The organism is Thermomonas fusca DSM 15424 (assembly GCF_000423885.1).
GTDB lineage: Bacteria > Pseudomonadota > Gammaproteobacteria > Xanthomonadales > Xanthomonadaceae > Thermomonas > Thermomonas fusca.
Window position 1 is genome coordinate 69678 of sequence record NZ_AUIV01000012.1, and the last position, 20466, is coordinate 90143.

The following is a 20466-nucleotide window of genomic DNA, read 5'->3' on the forward strand; positions in this document are numbered from 1 at the left end:
CCACCGCCCGGTTCTCGGTTGCCAGCTTCTCGGCCACCCGCAGCACCGCGCTGCGTGCGCGCGGGTTGCCGGCCAGCTCGGCTTCGGAAGCCTTCTGCGCGCCACCCACCAACCGCAGGGTCGGCGTGAAGGACACTTCCACCGGCATGCGCCGGTTGGCCGCCGGCGCCTTGGCGTGTTTCGCCATGAACTGCTTGACGATGCGGTCTTCCAGCGAGTGGAAGCTGATCACCGCCAGCCGCCCCCCCACCTTGAGCTGCGCCAGCGCGGCATCGAGGCCGGCTTCGAGGTCGGCCAATTCGCGATTGATGTGGATGCGGATGGCCTGGAAGCTGCGGGTGGCCGGATGGGTCTTGCTGGCGCCGCGCGGGCAGGCCTGCGCGATCAATTCGGCCAGCTGCGCGGTGCGCAACAGCGGCGCATGCGCGCGCGCGGCCACGATCGTGCGGGCGATGCGCCGGCTCTGGCGTTCTTCGCCATACACCCACAGCACGTCGGCGATGTCCTTTTCCGAAGCGCGGGCCAGCCACTCGGCGGCGCTCTCGCCGGATTCGGGGTCCATGCGCATGTCCAGCGGGCCGTCCTTGCCGAACGAAAAGCCGCGCTCGGCCACGTCCAGCTGCGGCGAGGACACGCCGAGATCGAGCAGCACGCCATCAAGGCCCGCCGCAGTGGCCGGCCAGTCGGCCAGGCAGGCGAAGCTGCCGCGCCGCCAGGACAGGCGCGCATCGGCGTCGGCCATCTGCATGGCCACCGCGATCGCGTCCGGGTCCTTGTCCATCGCCAGCAAACGCCCCTTTCCGCCAAGCCGCTGCAGCACCCCACGGGCATGACCGCCACGCCCGAACGTCCCGTCCAGGTAGGTTCCGTCCTCTTTCACCGCCAGACCGTCCATGACCTCGGCGAACAGCACCGGGAGGTGGGCGGACGCGATGCCCGCGCCACCGCCGCTCACAGCATCAGTTCCTGGAACTCGTCGCCCAGGTCCCCGTCGCCCAGCGGCTGGCGGATCTGCGCCAGGTGGTCCGCCTCGCTCCACAGTTCAAACTTGTCGCCCATCCCCACCAGCACCGCCTTGCGTTCGATGCCGGCGGCATTGCGGTGGCTGGCAGGGATCGAGATGCGCGCGTTGCCGTCGGGCTCGACGAACTCGGCCGCGCCCACCAGCTTCAGCTGCAGGATGCGGCTGGGCTTCTTGACCCGCGGCAGCGCGTTGACCTGGTCGCGCACCTTTTCCCACACGGCGTGCGGATAGATGTACAAACCGGTGGTCTCGAAGGCGTTGTAGGTGATGACCAGGCGGTTGCCGCACGCACGCGCGACGAGTTCCCGGTAGGCGGTAGGAATCGCCAGCCGGCCCTTGTCGTCGATGGTGATGGCGGTCTCGCCCTGGAACATGCTGCCCTTGTCGCCCCCGTCTGTCGCGGAGTTTCAACCAGGAAAACCACGATTTTCCCGGTTTTCCCACGAGTCCCCACATTAGCAGGCAATTGACCTATGTCAACAATCCGACGGCGGAAATTTCCCCCGGCCCGTCAATGACTTGCGGCAAACTTCAACAAGTTGTTCAAGCTTTATCCACAAGCTCATGTTTCGTCTCATTTTTTGAGATTGTGAGACTGCCGGCACGCTTTTTCTGAACAGGCGAATGCTGGAGCGAGGCATGCTGCGTCGCAAAAAATGAATGGCCGTGCGACGGCGCAGAATGGCGTCCATGTGTCTGCTTGCCCTTGCCTGGAATGTGCATCCCCGCTGGCGGCTGGTGGTCGCCGGCAATCGCGACGAACAGCACGCCCGCCCGACCGCGCCGCTGGCCCGCTGGCCGGACATGCCGGTGCTGGCCGGCCGCGACCTGCGTTCCGGCGGCACCTGGATGGGACTGGGGCCGAACGGGCGAATGGCGGTGGTCACCAATGTGCGCAACGGGCTGGCACCGACGTTCACCGGGCCGTCCCGCGGCGCCCTGCCGCTGCGCTTCCTCGCTGGCACCGACCCGGCCCCGGCCTACGCGACCTCGCTGGCCAGCGAGGCGGGGCGCTACGCGCCGTTCAACCTGCTGGTGGCCGATGCGCAGGCCTGTGCCTACGTCGGCCACCACCCGGATGGCGAACGCGGACGCCGGCTGGCGCCAGGCACCTACGGCCTGTCCAACGGCGCCCTTGACGCGCCATGGCCGAAAACCACGCGCCTGCGCAGCGTGCTGGCGCAATGGGCCGATGCCGGCGACGCCGACCCGCAGCCGCTGTGGACGGCGCTGGCGGACGAGCGGATTGCCGATGACGACCTGCTGCCGGATACGGGGGTGGGACTGGCGCTGGAAAGACGACTGTCCGCCGCCTTCATCCGCGAACAGGACTACGGCACCCGCGCCAGCACGCTGGTGCTGGTGGGCCATGACGGCAGCGCGACGATCATCGAACGGCGCTTCGGGCCGGCGGGGGTGTTCGCGGGCGAAACCAAGCTGGACTTGCCGAGGCGGAGATAACGTCAGGCGCCCCACCGGCGCGCAACAATCCGCCTGCAGGAACAGTCCCTCTGGCAAAAGGGGCATGCCGTCACGCGCGGGGATTCGGAAGGCAAAGGCCCGGGGCCAACGTTTGCGCAGCAGATTTCGGGGGCTTCCATTGCGCCAAGCGCAACGGAAGGTGGCGGAGCCGGCCGATAAGCCGGGTTCTGTTCGACGCTTGCGCGCCGCGGCAGTCATTCCTCTAGGCGCATCGTCACCGATACGCTCAAGCAACCTACCCGGAGACTCGGCGGGCCGCCTCATCGTCTCCCTATTTGGTCTTGCTCCCGGTGGGGTTTGCCGTGCCGGTCTGTTGCCAGACTCGCGGTGCGCTCTTACCGCACCATTTCACCCTTGCCTGATCCCGCCACCCCGAAAGGTGCCGAGCCATCGGCGGTATCTTTCTGTTGCACTTTCCGTCGGCTTCCGCCGCCCAGGCGTTACCTGGCACCGTGCCCTGTGGAGCCCGGACTTTCCTCGGCACCCCGAAGGATGACGCGACTGCCTGGCCGACTCCGCCGCGTGCATTTTACGGCTTTCGCCGTCAAATGACCCCAAAGTTTGCAAGAGCACAAACTTTGGGCCCCGCTCCTTTGCTCCGATCCCCTGCCGCTGTCGCGGCGCCCCCTTACCAAGGGGGCTATGGCATGCCGGTGGCTCCGAGGGATCGGAGCTAGTCGGCGCCGTACAGCGCCTTGCGCGGCGCGCCGGACAGGTCGGCAGCCAGCTTGGCGGCGGTCGAGGGCGGCAGGTGATCCTTGAGCTTGGCGTACAGGCGGCGGCCTTCGATGACTTTGGCGTCGGCATCTTCGCCGGCGCCCTGCACCAGCACCACGAATTCGCCCTTGCGCTGGTCGCCATCGGCTTCGACCCGCGCCTGCAGTTGCGCGAGGTTGCCATCCAGTACGGTCTCGAACAGCTTGGTCAGCTCGCGCGCCAGCACCGCGGGACGCTCATCGCCGAACGCCTGCACCATATCGGCCAGGGCTTCGGCGATGCGGTGCGAGGATTCGTAGAAGATCAGCGTGCGGGGTTCCGCGGCCAGCGCCTGCAGGCGTTCACGCCGGGCCGAGGCCTTCGCGGGCAGGAAGCCTTCGAAGGCGAAGCGGTCGCTGGGCAGGCCAGCCACGCTCAGCGCCGCGACCAGCGCGGACGGGCCCGGCAGCGGGCTGACCTTGACCCCGGCCGCGCGCGCGGCGCGCACCAGCCGGAAGCCGGGATCGGACACCAGCGGGGTGCCGGCATCGCTGACCAGGGCCAGCGATTCGCCGGCCTGCAGCCGCGCGACGATCTTCTGCGCGATCGCCTCCTCGTTGTGTTCGTGCAGCGCCAGCAGCGGCGTGGCGATGCCGAAATGCGCCAGCAGCTGGCCGCTGCGGCGGGTGTCCTCGGCGCAGATCGCCACAACCTCGCGCAGGGTTTGCTGCGCCCGCGGCGACAGGTCGCCTAGGTTGCCGATGGGCGTGGCGACGATGAAAAGCGTTCCGGAGTCCTGCATGCCTGTCTTCAGCGTGTGCGCGGGTAGAATCCTAGCCGGTTCCCGAACGAGCGCCCACGCCCGTGGCCCAGATCCGATTTTTCCTCCTCGTCCTGCTGCTGGCGCTGGCCGGCTGCGCGAACGTGACGCCGAAGGCGCCGCCCCCGCCGCCCTACGCCGCCGCCACCATGCAGGCGCAGGCGCTGGCAGCCGGCCACGCCGGGCTGGCCGGACAGGCGCGGCGCGACAATGCCGACGCCATCGAGCGGCTGCTGGCCAGCCTCGACGACGCCACCCTGGCGCGCGACGCCGCGCGCCTGCCGGTGGGCGATCCGCTCTACAACTTCGCCGGCCGCACCCTGCTGCGCCGTGGCCTGCCGCCGCCGCGCGGGTTTGATCGCGGCGACGGCAGCTTCGGCGCGGCCAGCCGCCCGCCCGCCGCGGCCGACGGCTATCGACCGCCGCTGCAGGTCGGCGTGCTGCTGCCGCTGTCCGGCAGCCAGGCCGCCGCCGCCGCGGCGTTGCGCGACGGCTATCTGGCCGGCTATTACGGCGAGTCCCGGCGCCGCCCGCTGCTGCGCTTTTACGACACCGCCGGCGGCGCCAAGGCGGCGCTGGCCCGCGCAGCAGCCGAGGGCAACGACTTCGTGGTCGGCCCGCTGGGGCGCGACGAGGTCGACGCGGTGTTCACCGGCGAGCCGGCGCTGCCGCTGCTGGCGCTCAACCGCGGCGACCGCGCGCCGGCGCCGGGCAGCGCCGCGTTCTCGCTGTCGCCCGAAGACGAAGGCATCAGCCTGGCGCAGTACCTGATCGAAGACCGCGGCAGCAAGCGCGTGCTGCTGGTGGCCGGCAGCGACGACACCCAGCGGCGCACCGCCGATGCCGCACGCAAGCAGCTGGAAAGCCGCGGCGTCAAGATCGTCGCCCGCCTCGGCGTCAGCGAGCAGATGGACGGCGCGCTGCGCCAGCTGGCGCAGGCCGAGGCGCCCGACGCGGTGCTGCTGGTACTGAAGGGGCCGCAGGCGCGCATCGTGGCGCCGCAACTGGCCCTGGCCGGCATGGCCGGGCTGCCTCGGGTGGCTGCTTCGCAGATCGTCTCCGGCACCGGCAAGGCGGCCGAAGATGCGGCGCTGGACGGCATCGTCTTCCCCACCGAGCCGTGGCTGGTGCAGCGCGTGGACGGCCTGCCCTCGCAGGCCAGCGCCGCCGCCCGCGTGGATACCGCCAAAGGCCCGGCGGCGCGGCTGTTCGCGTTCGGTCTGGATGCGTGGCGGCTGACCGGTTATCTGGAACATCTGGCGCTGGCCAACGGCGGCATCGTCGGCGCTACCGGGCGCCTGCGCCTGGACGGTTTCGGCAACGTGCTGCGCCGCCCCGGCTGGACGCGCTTCGTCGGCGGCGAGCCGGTGCCGCTGGCCGATGGCGCGCGCTGAACCCGATCGGCGGGCCCGCGGCGACGCGGTGGAAACCGCGGCGCTGGCGTTCCTTGAAGCAAACGGCCTGCGCCTGCTGGCGCGCAACGCCAGCGCGCGCGGCGGCGAGTTGGATCTGGTGATGGCCGAAGGCGGCAGCGTGGTGTTCGTGGAAGTGCGCTATCGCGGCAGCGCCGCGTTTGGCGGCGGCGCGGCCTCCGTGGATGCCGGCAAGCGTCGCAGGCTGGTGCGAGCGGCGCAGGTCTGGCTGCTGCGGCACCCGCGCCACGCCGATGCGCCCTGCCGCTTCGACGTGATCGCCGCCAGCGGCGATCCGGCAGCGCCGGCATTCGACTGGCTGCGCGACGCCTTCCGCGCCGACGACTGCTGAAACACATGACCCTTCCCGCCGCCCTCGTTGCCGAACTGTCCGCACTGCTGGGCGAGGGCTGGCGCACGGACGAAATCACGCGCGCGGCCAACGGCGGCGACGACTCCCGCCGTCACGCCCTGCCCGATGCGGTGGCGCTGCCGCGCACGCGCGAAGAAGTGCTGGCGCTGGTGCGCGCCTGCCGCGCCCATCGCGTCCCCATCGTCGCCCGCGGCGCCGGCACCGCCACCACCGGCGCAGCGGTACCGACGCAGGGCGGCGTGGTGGTGTCGTTCGCACGCATGGACCGCATCCTCGAGGTCCGCGCCGCCGACCGCTGCGCGGTGGTCGAACCCGGCCTGCGCAATGGCGAGCTGCAGGCCGCCCTGCAGCCGCACGGCCTGTTCTGGCCGCCGGATCCGTCCAGCTTCGAGAGCTGCACCGTCGGCGGCAATCTCGCCACCAATGCCGGCGGCCCGCGCGCGGTGAAGTACGGCGCCACCCGCGACAACGTACTGGGACTGGTGGCCGTCACTGGTGCCGGCGAGCTGATCCGCGTCGGCGGCGCCTACACCAAGTGTTCCTCCGGCTTCGACCTCACCCGGCTGCTGGTGGGCAGCGAGGGCACGCTGGCGCTGATCGTGGAGGCGACCCTGAAGCTCGCACCGCGCCCGCAGGCGCAGGCCGGCCTGCGCGCGTTCTACCGCGACGCCGCCAGCGCGGCAGCCGCGGTATCGCGGCTGATGGCGCAGCCGGTGGTGCCGGCGATGCTGGAGTTCATGGACCGCCGCAGCTTGGACCTGCTGCGCCGCAATGGCAGCGACGTGCCGGACGCCGGTGCGATGCTGCTGGTGGAAGCCGATGGCAGCGTTGATGCCCTGCCCGACCTCCTTGCCGCACTCGGCGCAGCCGCCGACGGCGACGGCCTGATCGACATGGACGTGGCGCAGGACGGCATCGCCCGCGACAAGCTGTGGGCGGCACGGCGCGCGCTGTCACCGGCGCTGCGCACGATTGCCCCGGGCAAGATCAATGAAGACGTGGTGGTGCCGGTCTCACGCATCCCCGAGCTGGTGGCGGGCGTCGAGGCATTGGCCGACGCATGCGCGCTGCCCATCGTCTGCTTCGGCCACGCCGGCAACGGCAACCTGCACGTCAACATCCTCTACCACCCCGACGATGCCGACGAATCCGCACGCGCGCAGGCGGCGCTGCCGCGCGTGTTCGAGCTGGCGCTGGCGCTGGGCGGCGCGCTGTCAGGCGAACACGGCATCGGCCTGTCCAAGCGTGCGTTCATGGCCGATGCCTTCGATGCCGCCACGCTGGCGACGATGCGCGCAGTCAAGCGTGCACTCGACCCGGACGGCATCCTCAATCCGGGCAAGCTGTTGCCGGAGTGACTCAGGCGAAATGCTGGTAGCCGCCGGCACCGGCCGCCACCCCATCGCAGCGCACCGCCGCGCCCGCCATGATGCGGCCGATGCAGGTGAGCGGCAGCGCCAGCGTGACCGACAGCTGTTGCAACGCCTCGCGTTGTGCGGGCGCTGCGGTGAAACACAGCTCGTAATCGTCGCCGCCGGCGGCCTGCAGGTTGCGCCGTGTTTCGACATCGAACGCAGCGCCCAGCGCGGCGCTGGCCGGCAGCGCGTCGATGTCGATCTCCGCGCCGACCCCGCTGGCGCGGCAGATGTGGGCGAGGTCGGCCAGCAGGCCGTCGCTGACGTCGATGCAGCTGCTGGCGACTCCGCGCAGCGCGCGGCCCAGCGCCACCCGCGGGGTGGGACGATTCAGCCGCTCGAAAAGGGGGTCAGAGTGGCTTTTTGTTTGCAAAAAGCCACTCTGACCCCCTTTTCCTTCTTGCCACTGCCGCAGCGCGCCGGCAGCATCGCCCAGCGTGCCGCTGACCCAGACCTCGTCCCCCACCCGGGCGCCGTCACGGCGTAGCGCCTGTCCGGGCTCGACCAGGCCGTGCGCGGTGATCGCGATCGACAGCGGGCCGCGGGTGGTGTCGCCGCCGACCAAGGCGAAGCCGTGCTGCGCGGCCAGCGCGAAGAAGCCGTCGAAGAAGGCGTCGACGAAGCCGGGGTCGCCCTGCGGCAGCGACAGCGACAGCGTGCCCCAGGCCGGCTGCGCGCCCATCGCGGCAAGATCGGAGAGATTCACTGCCAGCGCCTTCCAGCCGATGTCGGCGGGCGCGGTCTCGGGCGGGAAATGCACGCCCACGTTGAGCGCGTCCATGGTCACCGCCAGCTGCATGCCGGGCGGCGGCAGGAGCAGCGCGCAGTCGTCGCCGATGCCCAGCACCACGTCGCCGCGCGCGGCGGCGCGCTGGCGGATGCGGGCGATCAGGTCGAATTCGTGGACCGGTGGCATCGGTACGGCGCTGTCATCCGCGCGGGCGCAGGACGACAGGACGATTACTTCTTCGCTTCCACGCCGCGCAGCACCGCCGCAGCCTTGTCCAGCACGCCGTTGACGTAGGTGTGGCCGTGCTCGGAACCAAAGCGCTTGGTGGAGTCGATGGCCTCGTTGATGACCACGCGGTAGGGCACGTCGGGCCGGTGGGTCAGTTCGTATGCGGCAATCCGCAGCGCGGCGCGCTCGATCTGGTCCACTTCCTCGATGCCACGGTCCAGGTGGCCGGCCAGCGCCGCATCCAATTCGGCGGTATGCCGCAGCACGCCGCGCACCAGGTCCTCGAAGTATTCGAGGTCGGCGATCTCGTGGGCCTGCTCATGGGCGAACTGCGCGATCAGCGCGCGCTCGTCGGCATGGTTGATCTGCCAGGCGTAGATCGCCTGCAGCGCGCGCCGACGCGAGCGCGAACGGGCCACCGGGTCGATGCCGTCGGGCCGACGATGATGCTTGTTCATGCTTGCTCCTGCAGCTTGCGGCGCAGGTCGGCCATCTCGATCGCCACCAGCGCCGCCTCTTCGCCCTTGTTGCCATGGCTGCCGCCGGCACGCGCCAGCGCATCCTCGAATTTTTCCACCGCCAGCACGCCGTTCATCACCGGCACGCCGGTATCCAGCGCCACCCGCATCAGGCCATCGGATGCCCCGTCGGCCACCTGTTCGTAGTGGCGGGTATCGCCGCGCACCACGCAGCCCAGCGCGACGACGGCGGCGTGGCCGCCGGCCTGCGCCAGCTGGCGCGCGATCACCGGCAGCTCCCACGCGCCGGGTACGCGCACCACGTCGATGGCGGCCTCGGCGACGCCGTTGGCGAGGAAGGTCGCGCGCGCCGATTCCACCAGCGCATCGACGATGCGTGGGTTCCAACGGCTGGCAAGGATCGCGAAACGCGCGTCGGGATGGACGCGCAGGTCGCCTTCGAGATGCGGCATGGGCTTGGGCGGATGCGTGGGCTGGGCAGTTTACCGCGCCGGCAGCACCACGTATTCCACTACCTCCAACCCGAACCCGGCCAGCCCGACCTGCCGGCGCGGGGTGCCGAGCACGCGCAGGTGGCGCACACCCAGCGTGGCCAGGATCTGCGAGCCGGCGCCGTTGCGCCGCCACTGCGCCAGCGCGCCGGCCTTGCTGGCGGGCGGCGCGGGCTGTTCACGGATGCGCGCCAGGGTGGCCTCGGCGTCGGGGGCATCGCCCAGCAACACCAGCACGCCGCGGCCGTCGGCGGCGATCATCGCCAGCACGTCGCCCACCAGCGGGCCGAAATCGGCGCGCCGCCAGTGCAGCGCGTCGGCCAGCGGGTTCTGCTGCTGCACCCGCACCAGCACCGGCTCGTCCCCGGCCACCTCGCCACGCACCAGCGCGTAATGCAGGCCACGGGTCAGGCGGTCGCGCCAGGTGTGCAGCAGGAAGCGGCCGTGGTCGGTGTCGATCTCGCGGCTGTCGATGCACTCGACCGTGTGTTCGGTGTCCAGCCGGTAGCGGATCAGGTCCTCGATCGAGCCGATCTTCAGCCCGTGCTCGCGGGCGAACGCCTCCAGCTGCGGGCGGCGCGCCATGCTGCCGTCGGGGTTGAGGATCTCCACCAGCACGCCGGCCGGCTCGAAGCCCGCCAGCAGGGCCAGGTCGGCGGCCGCCTCGGTGTGGCCGGCGCGGTTGAGCACGCCGCCGGGCTGCGCCATCAGCGGGAAGATATGGCCCGGCTGGCTGAGGTCGGACGGCTTGGCATCGGGGCGCACGGCGGTGCGCACGGTATGCGCGCGGTCGTAGGCGCTGATGCCGGTGGTGACGCCTTCGGCGGCCTCGATGCTGACGGTGAAATTGGTGTGGTGCTGCGAGGTGTTGTCGCGCACCATCGGGTTCAGGCCCAGCTGCGCGCAGCGCTCGCGGGTCAGCGACAGGCAGACCAGCCCGCGCGCGTGGGTCACCATGAAATTGATGTCCGACGGCTTGACCAGCTCGGCGGCCATGATCAGGTCGCCTTCGTTCTCGCGGTCCTCGTCGTCGACCACCACCACCATGCGCCCGGCGCGCAGTTCTTCCAGCAGTTCCGGGATGCTTGCAAAGCTCATGTCCAGTCCTTCGTTGCCTGCAGGCGCTCGGCATAGCGCGCCAGCAGGTCCACTTCGATGTTGACCGCGTCGCCGACCTGCAGCGCGCGGAAGGCGGTGTGTTCCACCGTGTGCGGAATCAGTGCGACCTCGAAACCGGTGTCGTCGGCGGCGTTCACGGTCAGGCTGACGCCGTCCACGCAGACCGAGCCCTTGTGGGCGATGTAGCGCAGCAGCGGCCGCGGCGCCGAAAACCGCCAGCGCACCGCACGCGCGTCGTCCCAGCGCCGCTCGGCGCTGGCCAGCCCGTCCACGTGGCCGCTGACCAGATGGCCGCCGAGGCGGTCGGTGGGCAGCATGGCGCGCTCCAGGTTCACCGGCGCGCCGATGGCCAGCCGGCCCAGCGTGGTCAGTGCCAGCGTCTCGTTGGAGGCGTCGACGGCGAAGCTCGTCGCGTCGAATTCGACCACGGTCAGGCAGCAGCCGTTGACCGCGATGCTTTCGCCCAGCTGCACGCCGTCGAACGGCAGGGTGCCGGTGTCGATCACCAGGCGGGCATCGCCGCCGCGGGCTTCGCGCGCCGCCAGCCGGCCGACGCCGGCAATCAGTCCGGTGAACATCAGCTTTCCTCCGGGCGCAGCAGCAGGCGCAGATCCTCGCCCACCACGGTGCTGTCGATGCGCCGCATCTTCAGCCGCTGCGCCATCACGTCGATGTGCAGGCCGTCGAACAGCGGCCGCGCGCGCGGGCCCAGCAGCACCGGCGCCACGTACAGCAGCAGTTCGTCGACGAGACCGGCGTCGAGGAAGGCGCCGGCAAGGGTGGCGCCGGCCTCCAGCTGCACTTCGTTGACGCCACGCGCGGCCAGCAGCCGCAGCACCGCATCGAGATCGAAGCGGGTGCCTTGCGCCGGCACCGCAACGTGGTCGATTTCGATGCCGCGGGGCAGCCGGGCATCCGGCGCGTGGATGTACAGGGTCGGCGCCTCGCCTTCGCGCACGCGGCCGCGCGCCACCGTGGCCAGGCCCGGGTCCAGCACCACCCTCAGCGGCGGCAGGAACTCGCTGCCGTCTTCCAGCCGCACGGTGAGCTGCGGGTCGTCCGCCAGCACGGTGCCGGCGCCGGTCAGCAGCGCGCCGCTGCGCGCGCGCCAGCGCTGCACATCGTGGCGCGAAGCTTCGCCGCTGATCCACTTGGAGTCACCGGAGGCCATCGCGGTGCGACCGTCCAGGCTCATCGCCAGCTTGACCCGCAGCCAGGGCCGGCCGCGCTCGACCCGAGCCAGGAAACCTCGGTTCAGCTCGCGCGCCTGCGCTTCCATCAAACCGTGTTCGACCGCGATCCCGGCGCCCTTCAATAGTTCGAAGCCGGCGCCGTCCACCGACGGGAACGGATCGCGCATGGCCGCGACCACCCGCGCCACCCCGGCCGCCACCAGCGCCTCCGCGCACGGCGGCGTGCTGCCGTGGTGCGCGCAGGGCTCGAGGCTGACGTAGGCGGTCGCGCCGCGCGCGCGGTCGCCGGCGGCCTGCAACGCGAACACCTCCGCGTGCGGCCCGCCCTTGCGCTGGTGCCAGCCCTCGCCCACCACCTCGCCATCGCGGGCGATCACGCAGCCCACCATCGGGTTGGGGCGCGCCGTGTACGCGCCGCGTTCGGCCAGGCGCAACGCGCGCGCCATCAGCGCGTGGTCGGTGGCGGAAAACGAGAAGGGGGTCGGAGTCACTTTTCCTTGTCCTTGCCCGGCTTGGCAGGAGGGCGGGGGGAAAGTGACTCCGACCCCCTCTTCCCTTCCTCCAGCAGCGGCAGCTGGCCCTCGCCGGGAAGATCGCGCTCCAGCCGGTCCAGCTCCTCGCGGAAGTCGGCCACGTCTTCGAAGCTGCGGTAGACCGAGGCGAAGCGCACGTAGCCGACGTGGTCGAGCTTGCGCAGCTCGGCCATCACGAACTCACCGACGCGGCGCGCCGGGATCTCGCGCTCGGCGGCCATCCGCAGCTGGTGCACCACCGCCCGCACCGCGGCCTCGATCTGCTCCTCCGCCACCGGCCGCTTCTGCAGCGCGCGGTCGAAGCCGGTGCGCAACTTGCGCGCATCGAACGCCTCGCGCCGGCCGTCGGACTTGACGATGGCCGGCAGCTTCAGCTCGATGGTCTCGAGGGTGGAAAAGCGCTCGCCGCAGGCCTCGCAGACGCGCCGGCGGCGGATCGTGGCGCCGTCCTCCGACACCCGCGAATCGATCACGCGGGTGTCGCTGTGCTGGCAGAAAGGGCAATGCATAAGTCAGCAACGGGCAGCGTTCGCCCGCGCCCTGCGCTCAGCCATACACCGGGAACTGCTTGCACTGCTTCTCGACGTTGGCGCGCACGCCGGCGATCACGTTGTCGTCGTTGGGGTTGTCCAGCACGTCGCAGATCCACTCGGCCAGCGCCACGCAGTCGGCTTCCTTGTAACCGCGGGTGGTAACCGCCGGGGTGCCGATGCGCAGGCCGGAGGTGACGAAGGGCTTGCGCGGGTCGTTCGGCACCGAATTCTTGTTGACGGTGATGTGCGCCTTGCCCAGTGCCTCTTCCGCCTGCTTGCCGGACACGTCCTTGCCGATCATGTCGACCAGCATCAGGTGGTTCCGGGTGCCGCCGGAGACGATCTTGTAACCGCGGGAAATGATCACCTTCGCCATTGCCTGCGCGTTCTTCACCACCTGCTGCTGGTATTCGGTGAACGCCGGCTCCAGCGCTTCCTTGAACGCCGCCGCCTTGGCGGCGATCACGTGCATCAGCGGGCCGCCCTGGATGCCGGGGAACACGATCGACTGCAGCTTCTTCTCGATCTCCTCGGCCTGCTCGCCCATCGCCGCGCGGCTGGCGATGATGATGCCGCCGCGCGGGCCGCGCAGGGTCTTGTGGGTGGTGGAGGTGACCACGTGCGCGTGCGCCAGCGGGCTCGGGTACACGCCGGCGGCGACCAGGCCGGCCACGTGGGCCATGTCCACGAACAGATAGGCGCCGACCTTGTCGGCGATGGCGCGGAAGCGCGCCCAGTCGACCACCTGCGAATAGGCGGAAAAGCCAGCGACGACCATCTTCGGCTTGTGCTCCAGCGCGAGGCGCTCCACTTCGTCGTAGTCGATCAGGCCTTCGTCGTTGACGCCGTATTGCACCGCGTTGAACAGCTTGCCGGAGGCATTGACCTTGGCGCCGTGGGTCAGGTGGCCGCCGTGCGCCAGCGACATGCCGAGGATGGTGTCGCCCGGCTGCAGCAGCGCGAAGTACACCGCCTGGTTGGCCTGGCTGCCGCTGTGCGGCTGCACGTTGGCGTAGTCGGCGCCGTACAGCTGCTTGAGGCGGTCGATCGCCAGCTGCTCGGCGATATCGACGTATTCGCAGCCGCCGTAATAACGCTTGCCCGGGTAGCCCTCGGCGTACTTGTTGGTCAGCTGGCTGCCCTGCGCTTCCATAACCCTGGGGCTTGCGTAGTTCTCGGAAGCGATCAGCTCGACGTGGTCTTCCTGGCGGCGGTCCTCGGCGGCGATGGCCTTGGCCAGTTCGGGGTCGAAAGCGGCAAGCGTATCGGCGCGGGAGAACATCGGGCGGCTCCGGAAATGGGGGGACGTGGGGAAGCTGAATTCTAGCCCGTTTCGCGCCCGTTCCCGGCCATTTTCCCGCCGCAACTGTCCGTTCCAGCTATAATTTCCGCATCCCGAAATCCCTTCGCGGCCCTGCCCGGTGCAGGCCGCCGCCGTACGCCCGGAGCGCGCATGTCCTCGCAATACATCTACACCATGAACCGCGTGTCCAAGGTGGTTCCGCCGAAGCGGCAGATCATCAAGGACATCTCGCTGAGCTTCTTCCCCGGCGCCAAGATCGGCCTGCTGGGCCTGAACGGCTCCGGCAAGTCCACCGTGCTGCGGATCATGGCCGGCGTGGACAAGGATTTCGAAGGCGAGGCGCGCCCGCAGGCCGGCATCAAGGTCGGCTATCTGGCGCAGGAGCCGGAGCTGAACCCGGAACACACCGTGCGCCAGGCGGTGGAAGAAGGCGTGGGCGAAGTGCTGCAGGCGCAGGCCCGGCTGGACGAGGTCTATGCCGCCTATGCCGAGGAGGGCGCGGATTTCGACGCGCTGGCCAAGGAACAGGAGCGGCTGGAGGCTATCCTCGCCGCCGGCGATGCGCACACCCTTGAAAACCAGCTGGAAGTGGCCGCCGACGCGCTGCGCCTGCCGCCGTGGGACGCCATCGTCGGCAAGCTGTCGGGTGGCGAGAAGCGCCGCGTGGCGCTGTGCCGCCTGCTGCTGCAGAAGCCCGACATGCTGCTGCTTGACGAACCCACCAACCACCTCGATGCCGAGTCGGTGGAATGGCTGGAGCAGTTCCTGGCGCGTTACACCGGCACCGTGGTGGCGGTCACCCATGACCGCTACTTCCTCGACAACGCCGCCGAGTGGATCCTCGAACTCGACCGCGGCCGCGGCATCCCGTGGAAGGGCAACTACACCGACTGGCTGACCCAGAAGGACGAGCGCCTGAAGCAGGAAGAGAACCAGGAGAAATCGCGGCAGAAGGCGATCCAGAAGGAACTGGAATGGGCGCGCAGCAACGCCAAGGGCGGCCGCAGCAAGGGCAAGGCACGTCTGGCGCGGCTGGACGAACTGCAGTCGGTGGACTACCAGCGCCGCAACGAGACCAACGAGATCTTCATTCCGCCGGGCGAACGCCTGGGCAATTCGGTGATCGAATTCAAGAACGTCAGCAAGCGGTTCGGTGACCGCCTCCTGATCGACGACCTGTCGATGATCGTGCCGCCGGGCGCCATCGTCGGCATCATCGGCCCGAACGGCGCCGGCAAGTCGACGCTGTTCAAGATGATCACCGGGCAGGAGAAGCCGGATTCGGGATCGATCAACATCGGCCCGACCGTGAACCTGGCCTACGTCGACCAGAGCCGCGGCGCGCTGGAAGGCAACCACACCGTGTTCCAGGAAGTCTCCGGCGGCCTCGACATCCTCAACATCAACGGCGTGGAGATCCAGTCGCGCGCCTACATCGGCCGCTTCAACTTCAAGGGCCAGGACCAACAGAAGCTGGTGGGTTCGCTGTCCGGCGGTGAACGCGGCCGCCTGCACATGGCCAAGACCCTCCTGCAGGGCGGCAACGTGCTGCTGCTTGACGAACCGTCCAACGACCTCGACATCGAGACCCTGCGTGCGCTGGAAGACGCGCTGCTGGAGTTTCCCGGCAACACCTTCGTCATCTCGCATGACCGCTGGTTCCTGGACCGCATCGCCACCCACATCCTCGCCTTCGAGGGCGACTCGCACGTGGAGTTCTTCCAGGGCAACTACCGCGAGTACGAGGAAGACAAGAAGCGCCGCATGGGCGACGATGCCGGACCGAAGCGGCTGCGGTTCAAGGCGCTGAAGTGACGCTTCTCTCCCTCCCCTTCCTGAAGGGGAGGGCCGGAGTGGGGTTGCGCCACCGCTAACCCCCTCCCAGCCTCCCCCTGCAAGCAGGGGGGAGGAGCCAAACGGGGGATTACCGCATGACCTTCATCGAAAAACTGCGCGCCCGCTGGCGCGAGGCGAACAGCCTGCTCTGCGTCGGCCTCGACCCGGATCCGGCGAAGTTCCCGGATCGCTTCGTCAACGATGTGGATGCGCTGTTCGCGTTCTGCCGCGACATCGCCGATGCCACCGCCGAATACGCCTGCGCCTTCAAGCCGCAGATTGCCTACTTCGCCGCCCACAACGACGGCGAGACGCAGCTGCAGCGGCTGATCGCGCACCTCAACGGCGCGCACCCGGACGTGCCGGTGATCCTGGACGCCAAGCGCGGTGACATCGGCAGCACCGCGCAGCAATACGCCTGCGAGGCGTTCGAGCGCTTCGGCGCCGACGCGGTGACGCTGAACCCCTACATGGGCCGCGATTCGGCCGATCCGTTCCTGCAGTACAACGACCGCGGCTGCGTGTTCCTCTGCCACACCTCCAACCCCGGCGCGCGCGACTTCCAGGAACTGCTGGTGGACGGCGCACCGCTGTACCAGCACGTCGCCCGCACCATTGCCGGCGAGTGGAACGGCGACGGCAACTGCGCGCTGGTGGTCGGCGCCACCTTCCCGGAGGAGTTGAAGGTGATCCGCGGCCTCGTCGGCGACATGCCGCTGCTGATCCCCGGCGTGGGCGCGCAGGGCGGCGACGTCGAGGCGGTGGTGCGCAATGGCCGCTCCGCCGATGGCACCGGCCTGATGATCAATTCCTCGCGCGGGATCCTGTACGCCTCGCGCGGGGAAGGCTATGCGGAAGCGGCGGCCGACGCGGCCAAGTCGCTGCGCGACCAGATCAACCGCTACCGCTGAACGCTGTCGCGCACGGCATCGGAGCGGGCGCGGTCAGCGGCGCAGCGCCGCGCGCAGCGCCGCCAGCGGGAAACGCCCCCAGATCATCGCGAACACCGCGGCGCGGGTGAGGCGCCCGCGCCGCGCCGCCTCGAACTTGCGGAAATACCGCCACAGGCCGCGGTGCTTGTGCCATTCGACGAACAGTGGCCGCGAGCGCGACGACACTCCGCGCACGTGCAGTACCTCGCTGTCGTTGGCGATGGCGACCACGCCGCCGGCCTGGCGCACGCGCCGGCACAGGTCCAGGTCCTCCGCATGCAGGCGGTAGCCTTCGTCGAAGCCGCCGATGCGGGCGAACAGCGCGCGCGGCAGCAGCAGCAGCGCGCCGGACACCGCATCCACCAGCTGCAGCGCCTGCGCCGGATCGCGCGGCAACGACAGTCCGCGCGCGCTTGAGGTGCGCAGCATCGCCGCGAAGTCCGGATCGCGCCGGCGCGCGGCGGCGTCCAACGTGCCGTCCTCGCCGCGCAGCACGCCGCCTACCAGCGCATCGGCCAGCGAAGCGGCGGCATCACGCAGCCGCGCCAACGTGTCCGTTTCGATGAAACAGTCGGGATTGACGAAGGCCAGCCACGGCGCGGCACTGGCCGCCGCGCCTTGGTTGCAGGCCACGGCGAAGCCGGGATTGTCCGGGTTGGCGATGAAGCGCAGGCGCGCATCGGCCAGCGCATGGCGCTGCACGAGGTCGATGCCGGCATCGCGCGAGGCGTTGTCGATCACCCGGATTTCTTCGACGCCGTCCGCCGCGCGCAGCCGCGACAGGCATTCGTCCAGCGTCTCCTCGCTGTTGCAGGAGACCACCACGACGGCGATGCCGGCGTCGCTCACGAGGCGCCCGCGAACAGGTCGGCCTGCGGCGGCAGCCGCGCCAGCTGCGCGAGCTCCTCGCCCAGGCGGGTGCGCAGCGCGCGCTGCGGGTCGTCCATCAGGCAGTGTGCGATCCGCGCGTGCCAGGCCGGCCAGCGCGCACACAGCGCGTCCATGTCGCCCTCGCGCGGCGCGCCTTCGGCGGCGCGCAGGACGAAGGCGGTTTCGCACAGCACGTTGCGTCCGCCCAGCCCGGCCATGCGCAGGCTCAAGTCGATCAGCGCAGCGTACCAGGAGCGATAGCTGGCGGCATCCAGCCCGCCCGCCTGCACGCGGGCACGGCCGCGCAGCAGCACCGCATGGCCCACCGCCGCCGGCAATTCTGGATGCACCGGCGGCAGCAGTGCGCAGGCCTGGGCCAGCAGCGGCGACGGGTATTCGAGCGTGGCGATCTCGCCGATCCGCGGCCACGCCGCAGCCTCGCCGGCATTGCTCCACGGGGTGGCGCTGGCGATTGCCGGATCGCGCGCCAGGCATTCGGCCAGCCGCTCCAGCCAGCCGGGCGCGGGCGCCGCGTCACTGGCCAATACCGCAACGTCGGCGTCGGCGCAGGCGCGCAGCGCCTCGTCCATGTGCGCGGCTTCGCCCAGCGGCGCGGCGCGACGGGTGTGCGCGGCCTGCAGGCGGGTACGTGCCAGCCAGCCTTCGATGAGGGCGACGCCGCGCGGCCCGGCCTGGGCGTTGTCCGCCAGCCACACCCGCGTGCCCGCAGGCGTGCCGGCATCGAGTGCGGCCAGGCAGGCGTCGAGTGCGTCCTCGTCGGTGCCCACCGGCACCAGCACGATCGGCAGGGCGGGATCGCTGCGGATCACTTCTTCGGCTTGTAGATCGGTTCCAGCGCGCGGAAGCGGCTGCCGTATTCGTCGGTCAGCGCGCGCGCCTCCTGCGGGTTGCGCACCACCGTGGGCGTGATCAGCACCACCAGTTCGTCGCGGTTCTTGCTCTTGCCCTGCATGCCGAACAGACCGCCCAGCACCGGGATGCGGCTGAGCCCCGGCACGCCGCTGGAGTTGCTCCCGCTGCCTTCGCTGATCAGGCCGGCCAGCACCACGGTTTCGCCGCTGGTGGCCACCGCGCTGGTGGTGACCTTGCTGGTGTCGATGCGGACGTTGCCGAACCTGTCGGCGATGCCGGTGGGCTTGCTGACTTCCTGCACGATGTCCAGGAACACCATGCCGTCGCGGCTGATGCGCGGGCGCACCTTGAGGATGATGCCGGTGTCGAGGTACTGCACCTGGCTGTAGGTGCCGGTGTCGCCGCCGGTCTGCGGGTTGAAGCTGACCGAGGCCACCGGGATCTTCTGGCCGACGTTGAGCACGGCCTCGCGGTTGTTCTGCGCCATCACCGACGGCGAGGACAGGGTGCGCACGTCGGTGACGTTGTCCAGCGCCTGCACGATGGCTGCGGCGCTGCTGCCGAGGAAGGTCCAATTGAGCAGGTTGCCGGCGCCGTTGGGCAGCGCCGACACGCTGCCCGCATGGGTGCCCCAGCTGTTGCGGCCGGTGGGAAGCGGCAGCCCCTTGTCGGCCACCGCCTGGTCGAAGAACCAGCTCACGCCGTACTGCAGTTCGCCCTTCAGGGCCACGCTCAGCACCTGCGCCTCGATGTGGACCTGCATCGGCATCACGTCGAGGCGCTCGATCACCTGGCGGATCGATTTCCACTGCGCCGGGCTGGCGCGCACCAGCAGCGAGTTGGTGTCCTCCACCGCCGAGACGCCCACTTCGCTGCCGTCGATTTTCAGGGTCACCCGGCCATTGCCGCTGCCGGCCTGCGGCAGGCTGGCGCCTTCGCCGAGGCCACCGGCATCACCGCCGGATCGGCTGCCGGCATCGTCACGGCCACGCAGTTCGCCGGCCTGCAGGCCGGGCATCAGCGACGGCTCGCCGCGACCGCCGGCAGTGGTGCCGCCGAACACCTCGCCCAGCCGGTCGGCCAGGTCGCGCGCCTTGATGTATTTCAGCTCGTAGGCGAACAGCCTGCCGTCACCGCTGCCGCCTTCGATGCGGTCGATCCACTGGCGGATCTCGTCGAGGTGGGCGGGCTGGGCGGTGATCACCATCACCGCGTTGGTGGATTCCAGCGGCATGAAGCGGAACATGCCGGCGACGGGGGTGTTGGCCTGCGCGCCGAACACCCGCTCCAGGTCCTGCACCACGTCGCTGGCGCGGCCGGATTGCAGCGGGAACACGCCCACCGACATGCTGGCCATCCAGTCGACGTCGAACACCTGGATGGTGCGCAGGTAGTTTTCCAGCTCGGCGCGGGTGCCGGCGACCGTGATCAGGTTGCGCGCGCCGTCGATGCTGACGATCGAACCCTGCCGCGCATACGGCTTGAGGATCTTCTCCATCTCCAGCGCGGAGACGTGGCGCAGCGGAACCACCCGCGACTCGAAGCCGCGCGCCAGCGCCGCCGAACCGGTGCGCGGCACCACCCCGCTCTGCAGCGCCTGGTCGGCCGGGACGATGTTGTAGCGGCCGTCGCTGTAGACCATGCGCGCGCCGTTCTGCGCCAGCACCTGGTCCAGCAGGCCCAGCGCGCCGGCCGCGCCGACCGGCTTCTGGGTAGCAACGGTGACGGTGCCCTGCACGCCGGGCGCGATGCTGTAGCTCTGGCCGAGCATGTCGCCGAGGATCGCCTTGACCACCGCGTGCAGCGACTCGCCTTCGAAGTTGAAGCTGGCCTCGCCCCTGCTGGCCAGCGAGGGCGGCGGCGCGCTGGCCACGGCCTGGTTGATCGGCGCGCTGCTGGCACGGCGGATCACCGGCTGTGGCGCCTCGTTCCCGAGTTCCTGCAGCACCTCGCGACGGATGTCGGCGCCGGCGGCGGGATCGGCCTGATGGCCAGCCGCTTGCGTCGCCCGGTGCATCTGCGGCTGCGGCGCACTGGCGCAGGCCGCCAGCATCCCCGCCAGCACGGCGACCAGCACGGGGCGCAGGTGCGCGCGAAGAAACGTTCGGTTCATGGGCTGCTTTG

20 protein-coding genes, 1 other RNA gene and 1 pseudogene are annotated in these 20466 nt (G+C 70.2%); 6 read left to right on the plus strand and 16 right to left on the minus strand.

Annotated features, from left to right (window positions below; all coding sequences use genetic code 11):
• Positions 1-10: 10 nt before the first annotated feature.
• The 3 genes and pseudogenes from rsmH to G582_RS17885 all read right to left on the minus strand — a co-directional run.
• Positions 11-955 (minus strand): annotated as a pseudogene (rsmH, locus tag G582_RS15850) (16S rRNA (cytosine(1402)-N(4))-methyltransferase RsmH); the annotation flags it as partial.
• The gene (gene mraZ / locus G582_RS0107080; RefSeq protein ID WP_028839240.1) at positions 952-1398 is read right to left on the minus strand and encodes a division/cell wall cluster transcriptional repressor MraZ; all 447 of its coding nucleotides are present in this window, start codon (positions 1396-1398) and stop codon (positions 952-954) included. The pseudogene rsmH and the gene mraZ, both read right to left, overlap by 4 nt.
• Positions 1399-1500: 102 nt before the next feature.
• A complete protein-coding gene (locus tag G582_RS17885; RefSeq protein WP_156880341.1) occupies positions 1501-1716 on the minus strand; it encodes a hypothetical protein in 216 nt (71 codons plus the stop codon).
• Here G582_RS17885 and G582_RS0107085 point away from each other — a divergent pair.
• Positions 1715-2485 (plus strand): NRDE family protein, encoded by a 771-nt coding sequence (locus G582_RS0107085; protein WP_028839241.1) that lies wholly within the window; start codon positions 1715-1717, stop codon positions 2483-2485. The two genes, G582_RS17885 and G582_RS0107085, sit on opposite strands and share 2 nt — an antisense overlap.
• Before the next feature lie 161 nt (positions 2486-2646).
• Here the strand turns inward: G582_RS0107085 and rnpB are convergent.
• Together rnpB and rsmI are read right to left on the minus strand one after the other, a co-directional pair.
• Positions 2647-3023, minus strand: an RNA gene (gene rnpB, locus G582_RS17200) — RNase P RNA component class A.
• A gap of 156 nt (positions 3024-3179) precedes the next feature.
• On the minus strand, positions 3180-4004 hold the full coding sequence (rsmI, locus tag G582_RS0107090; RefSeq protein ID WP_028839242.1) for a 16S rRNA (cytidine(1402)-2'-O)-methyltransferase: 825 nt from the start codon (positions 4002-4004) through the stop codon (positions 3180-3182).
• A gap of 62 nt (positions 4005-4066) precedes the next feature.
• Here rsmI and G582_RS15855 point away from each other — a divergent pair, with 62 nt between their 5' ends.
• Genes G582_RS15855 through G582_RS0107105 form a run of 3 tightly spaced genes read left to right on the plus strand, consistent with a single transcriptional unit; the run spans position 4067 to position 7165 of the window.
• Positions 4067-5416, plus strand: coding sequence for a penicillin-binding protein activator (locus G582_RS15855; RefSeq protein ID WP_038053251.1), 1350 nt, complete (start codon positions 4067-4069; stop codon positions 5414-5416).
• Entirely contained in the window at positions 5403-5786 is a 384-nt protein-coding gene (locus tag G582_RS0107100; RefSeq protein WP_028839243.1) for a YraN family protein, read from the plus strand. Before G582_RS15855 ends, G582_RS0107100 begins: the two co-directional genes overlap by 14 nt.
• Before the next feature lie 5 nt (positions 5787-5791).
• Positions 5792-7165 (plus strand): FAD-binding oxidoreductase, encoded by a 1374-nt coding sequence (locus tag G582_RS0107105; protein ID WP_028839244.1) that lies wholly within the window; start codon positions 5792-5794, stop codon positions 7163-7165.
• Position 7166: 1 nt separating this feature from the next.
• On the opposite strand, the gene thiL is transcribed toward G582_RS0107105, so the two are convergent.
• The 8 genes from thiL to glyA are packed head-to-tail and all read right to left on the minus strand — an operon-like array spanning position 7167 to position 13810.
• Positions 7167-8138, minus strand: a complete 972-nt coding sequence (gene thiL / locus G582_RS0107110; RefSeq protein ID WP_028839245.1) for a thiamine-phosphate kinase — start codon at positions 8136-8138, stop codon at positions 7167-7169.
• Positions 8139-8182: 44 nt separating this feature from the next.
• Positions 8183-8638, minus strand: coding sequence for a transcription antitermination factor NusB (gene nusB / locus G582_RS0107115; protein WP_028839246.1), 456 nt, complete (start codon positions 8636-8638; stop codon positions 8183-8185).
• Complete coding sequence (ribH, locus tag G582_RS0107120) at positions 8635-9111, minus strand: 6,7-dimethyl-8-ribityllumazine synthase (protein ID WP_028839247.1); 477 nt, start codon at positions 9109-9111, stop codon at positions 8635-8637. Before ribH ends, nusB begins: the two co-directional genes overlap by 4 nt.
• A gap of 30 nt (positions 9112-9141) precedes the next feature.
• Positions 9142-10248 (minus strand): 3,4-dihydroxy-2-butanone-4-phosphate synthase, encoded by a 1107-nt coding sequence (gene ribB / locus G582_RS0107125; protein ID WP_028839248.1) that lies wholly within the window; start codon positions 10246-10248, stop codon positions 9142-9144.
• Positions 10245-10847 carry a riboflavin synthase gene (locus G582_RS0107130; RefSeq protein WP_028839249.1) on the minus strand — a complete coding sequence of 201 codons (603 nt, stop codon included), beginning with the start codon at positions 10845-10847 and terminating at the stop codon, positions 10245-10247. The genes ribB and G582_RS0107130 overlap by 4 nt, the downstream gene beginning before the upstream one ends.
• Positions 10847-11908 (minus strand): bifunctional diaminohydroxyphosphoribosylaminopyrimidine deaminase/5-amino-6-(5-phosphoribosylamino)uracil reductase RibD, encoded by a 1062-nt coding sequence (gene ribD / locus G582_RS0107135; RefSeq protein ID WP_051246942.1) that lies wholly within the window; start codon positions 11906-11908, stop codon positions 10847-10849. The genes G582_RS0107130 and ribD overlap by 1 nt, the downstream gene beginning before the upstream one ends.
• Positions 11909-11949: 41 nt before the next feature.
• Positions 11950-12504: a transcriptional regulator NrdR gene (nrdR, locus tag G582_RS15860; protein ID WP_051246946.1), complete on the minus strand. Its 555-nt coding sequence runs from the start codon at positions 12502-12504 to the stop codon at positions 11950-11952.
• A gap of 37 nt (positions 12505-12541) precedes the next feature.
• Positions 12542-13810 carry a serine hydroxymethyltransferase gene (gene glyA / locus G582_RS0107145; protein ID WP_028839251.1) on the minus strand — a complete coding sequence of 423 codons (1269 nt, stop codon included), beginning with the start codon at positions 13808-13810 and terminating at the stop codon, positions 12542-12544.
• 171 nt (positions 13811-13981) lie between these two features.
• On the opposite strand from glyA, the gene ettA reads away from it, so the two are divergent.
• Both ettA and pyrF read left to right on the plus strand, forming a co-directional pair.
• The gene (gene ettA / locus G582_RS0107150) at positions 13982-15646 is read left to right on the plus strand and encodes an energy-dependent translational throttle protein EttA (protein ID WP_028839252.1); all 1665 of its coding nucleotides are present in this window, start codon (positions 13982-13984) and stop codon (positions 15644-15646) included.
• Between the two features lie 116 nt (positions 15647-15762).
• The gene (pyrF, locus tag G582_RS0107155; RefSeq protein WP_028839253.1) at positions 15763-16578 is read left to right on the plus strand and encodes an orotidine-5'-phosphate decarboxylase; all 816 of its coding nucleotides are present in this window, start codon (positions 15763-15765) and stop codon (positions 16576-16578) included.
• A 33-nt stretch (positions 16579-16611) separates the two neighbouring features.
• Here pyrF and G582_RS15865 read toward each other — a convergent pair whose 3' ends face one another.
• Genes G582_RS15865 through gspD form a run of 3 tightly spaced genes read right to left on the minus strand, consistent with a single transcriptional unit; the run spans position 16612 to position 20455 of the window.
• Positions 16612-17448, minus strand: coding sequence for a glycosyltransferase family 2 protein (locus G582_RS15865; protein WP_051246949.1), 837 nt, complete (start codon positions 17446-17448; stop codon positions 16612-16614).
• On the minus strand, positions 17445-18299 hold the full coding sequence (locus G582_RS0107165; RefSeq protein ID WP_425476539.1) for a glycosyltransferase family 2 protein: 855 nt from the start codon (positions 18297-18299) through the stop codon (positions 17445-17447). The genes G582_RS15865 and G582_RS0107165 overlap by 4 nt, the downstream gene beginning before the upstream one ends.
• Positions 18296-20455, minus strand: a complete 2160-nt coding sequence (gspD, locus tag G582_RS0107170) for a type II secretion system secretin GspD (protein WP_038053252.1) — start codon at positions 20453-20455, stop codon at positions 18296-18298. Before gspD ends, G582_RS0107165 begins: the two co-directional genes overlap by 4 nt.
• Between the last annotated feature and the right edge of the window lie 11 nt (positions 20456-20466).

Coding starts and splice junctions, on each gene's coding strand:
- G582_RS0107105 (WP_028839244.1), top strand. CDS start 5,792: ATGACCCTTCCCGCCGCCCTCGTTGCCGAACTGTCCGCACTGCTGGGC.
- mraZ (WP_028839240.1), bottom strand. CDS start 1,398: ATGTTCCAGGGCGAGACCGCCATCACCATCGACGACAAGGGCCGGCTG.
- ribH (WP_028839247.1), bottom strand. CDS start 9,111: ATGCCGCATCTCGAAGGCGACCTGCGCGTCCATCCCGACGCGCGTTTC.
- gspD (WP_038053252.1), bottom strand. CDS start 20,455: ATGAACCGAACGTTTCTTCGCGCGCACCTGCGCCCCGTGCTGGTCGCC.
- ribB (WP_028839248.1), bottom strand. CDS start 10,248: ATGAGCTTTGCAAGCATCCCGGAACTGCTGGAAGAACTGCGCGCCGGG.
- G582_RS0107085 (WP_028839241.1), top strand. CDS start 1,715: ATGTGTCTGCTTGCCCTTGCCTGGAATGTGCATCCCCGCTGGCGGCTG.
- rsmI (WP_028839242.1), bottom strand. CDS start 4,004: ATGCAGGACTCCGGAACGCTTTTCATCGTCGCCACGCCCATCGGCAAC.
- G582_RS17885 (WP_156880341.1), bottom strand. CDS start 1,716: ATGGACGCCATTCTGCGCCGTCGCACGGCCATTCATTTTTTGCGACGC.
- ettA (WP_028839252.1), top strand. CDS start 13,982: ATGTCCTCGCAATACATCTACACCATGAACCGCGTGTCCAAGGTGGTT.
- nusB (WP_028839246.1), bottom strand. CDS start 8,638: ATGAACAAGCATCATCGTCGGCCCGACGGCATCGACCCGGTGGCCCGT.
- thiL (WP_028839245.1), bottom strand. CDS start 8,138: ATGCCACCGGTCCACGAATTCGACCTGATCGCCCGCATCCGCCAGCGC.
- pyrF (WP_028839253.1), top strand. CDS start 15,763: ATGACCTTCATCGAAAAACTGCGCGCCCGCTGGCGCGAGGCGAACAGC.
- G582_RS0107130 (WP_028839249.1), bottom strand. CDS start 10,847: ATGTTCACCGGACTGATTGCCGGCGTCGGCCGGCTGGCGGCGCGCGAA.
- G582_RS0107100 (WP_028839243.1), top strand. CDS start 5,403: ATGGCGCGCGCTGAACCCGATCGGCGGGCCCGCGGCGACGCGGTGGAA.
- ribD (WP_051246942.1), bottom strand. CDS start 11,908: ATGGCGCGCGCGTTGCGCCTGGCCGAACGCGGCGCGTACACGGCGCGC.
- nrdR (WP_051246946.1), bottom strand. CDS start 12,504: ATGCATTGCCCTTTCTGCCAGCACAGCGACACCCGCGTGATCGATTCG.
- glyA (WP_028839251.1), bottom strand. CDS start 13,810: ATGTTCTCCCGCGCCGATACGCTTGCCGCTTTCGACCCCGAACTGGCC.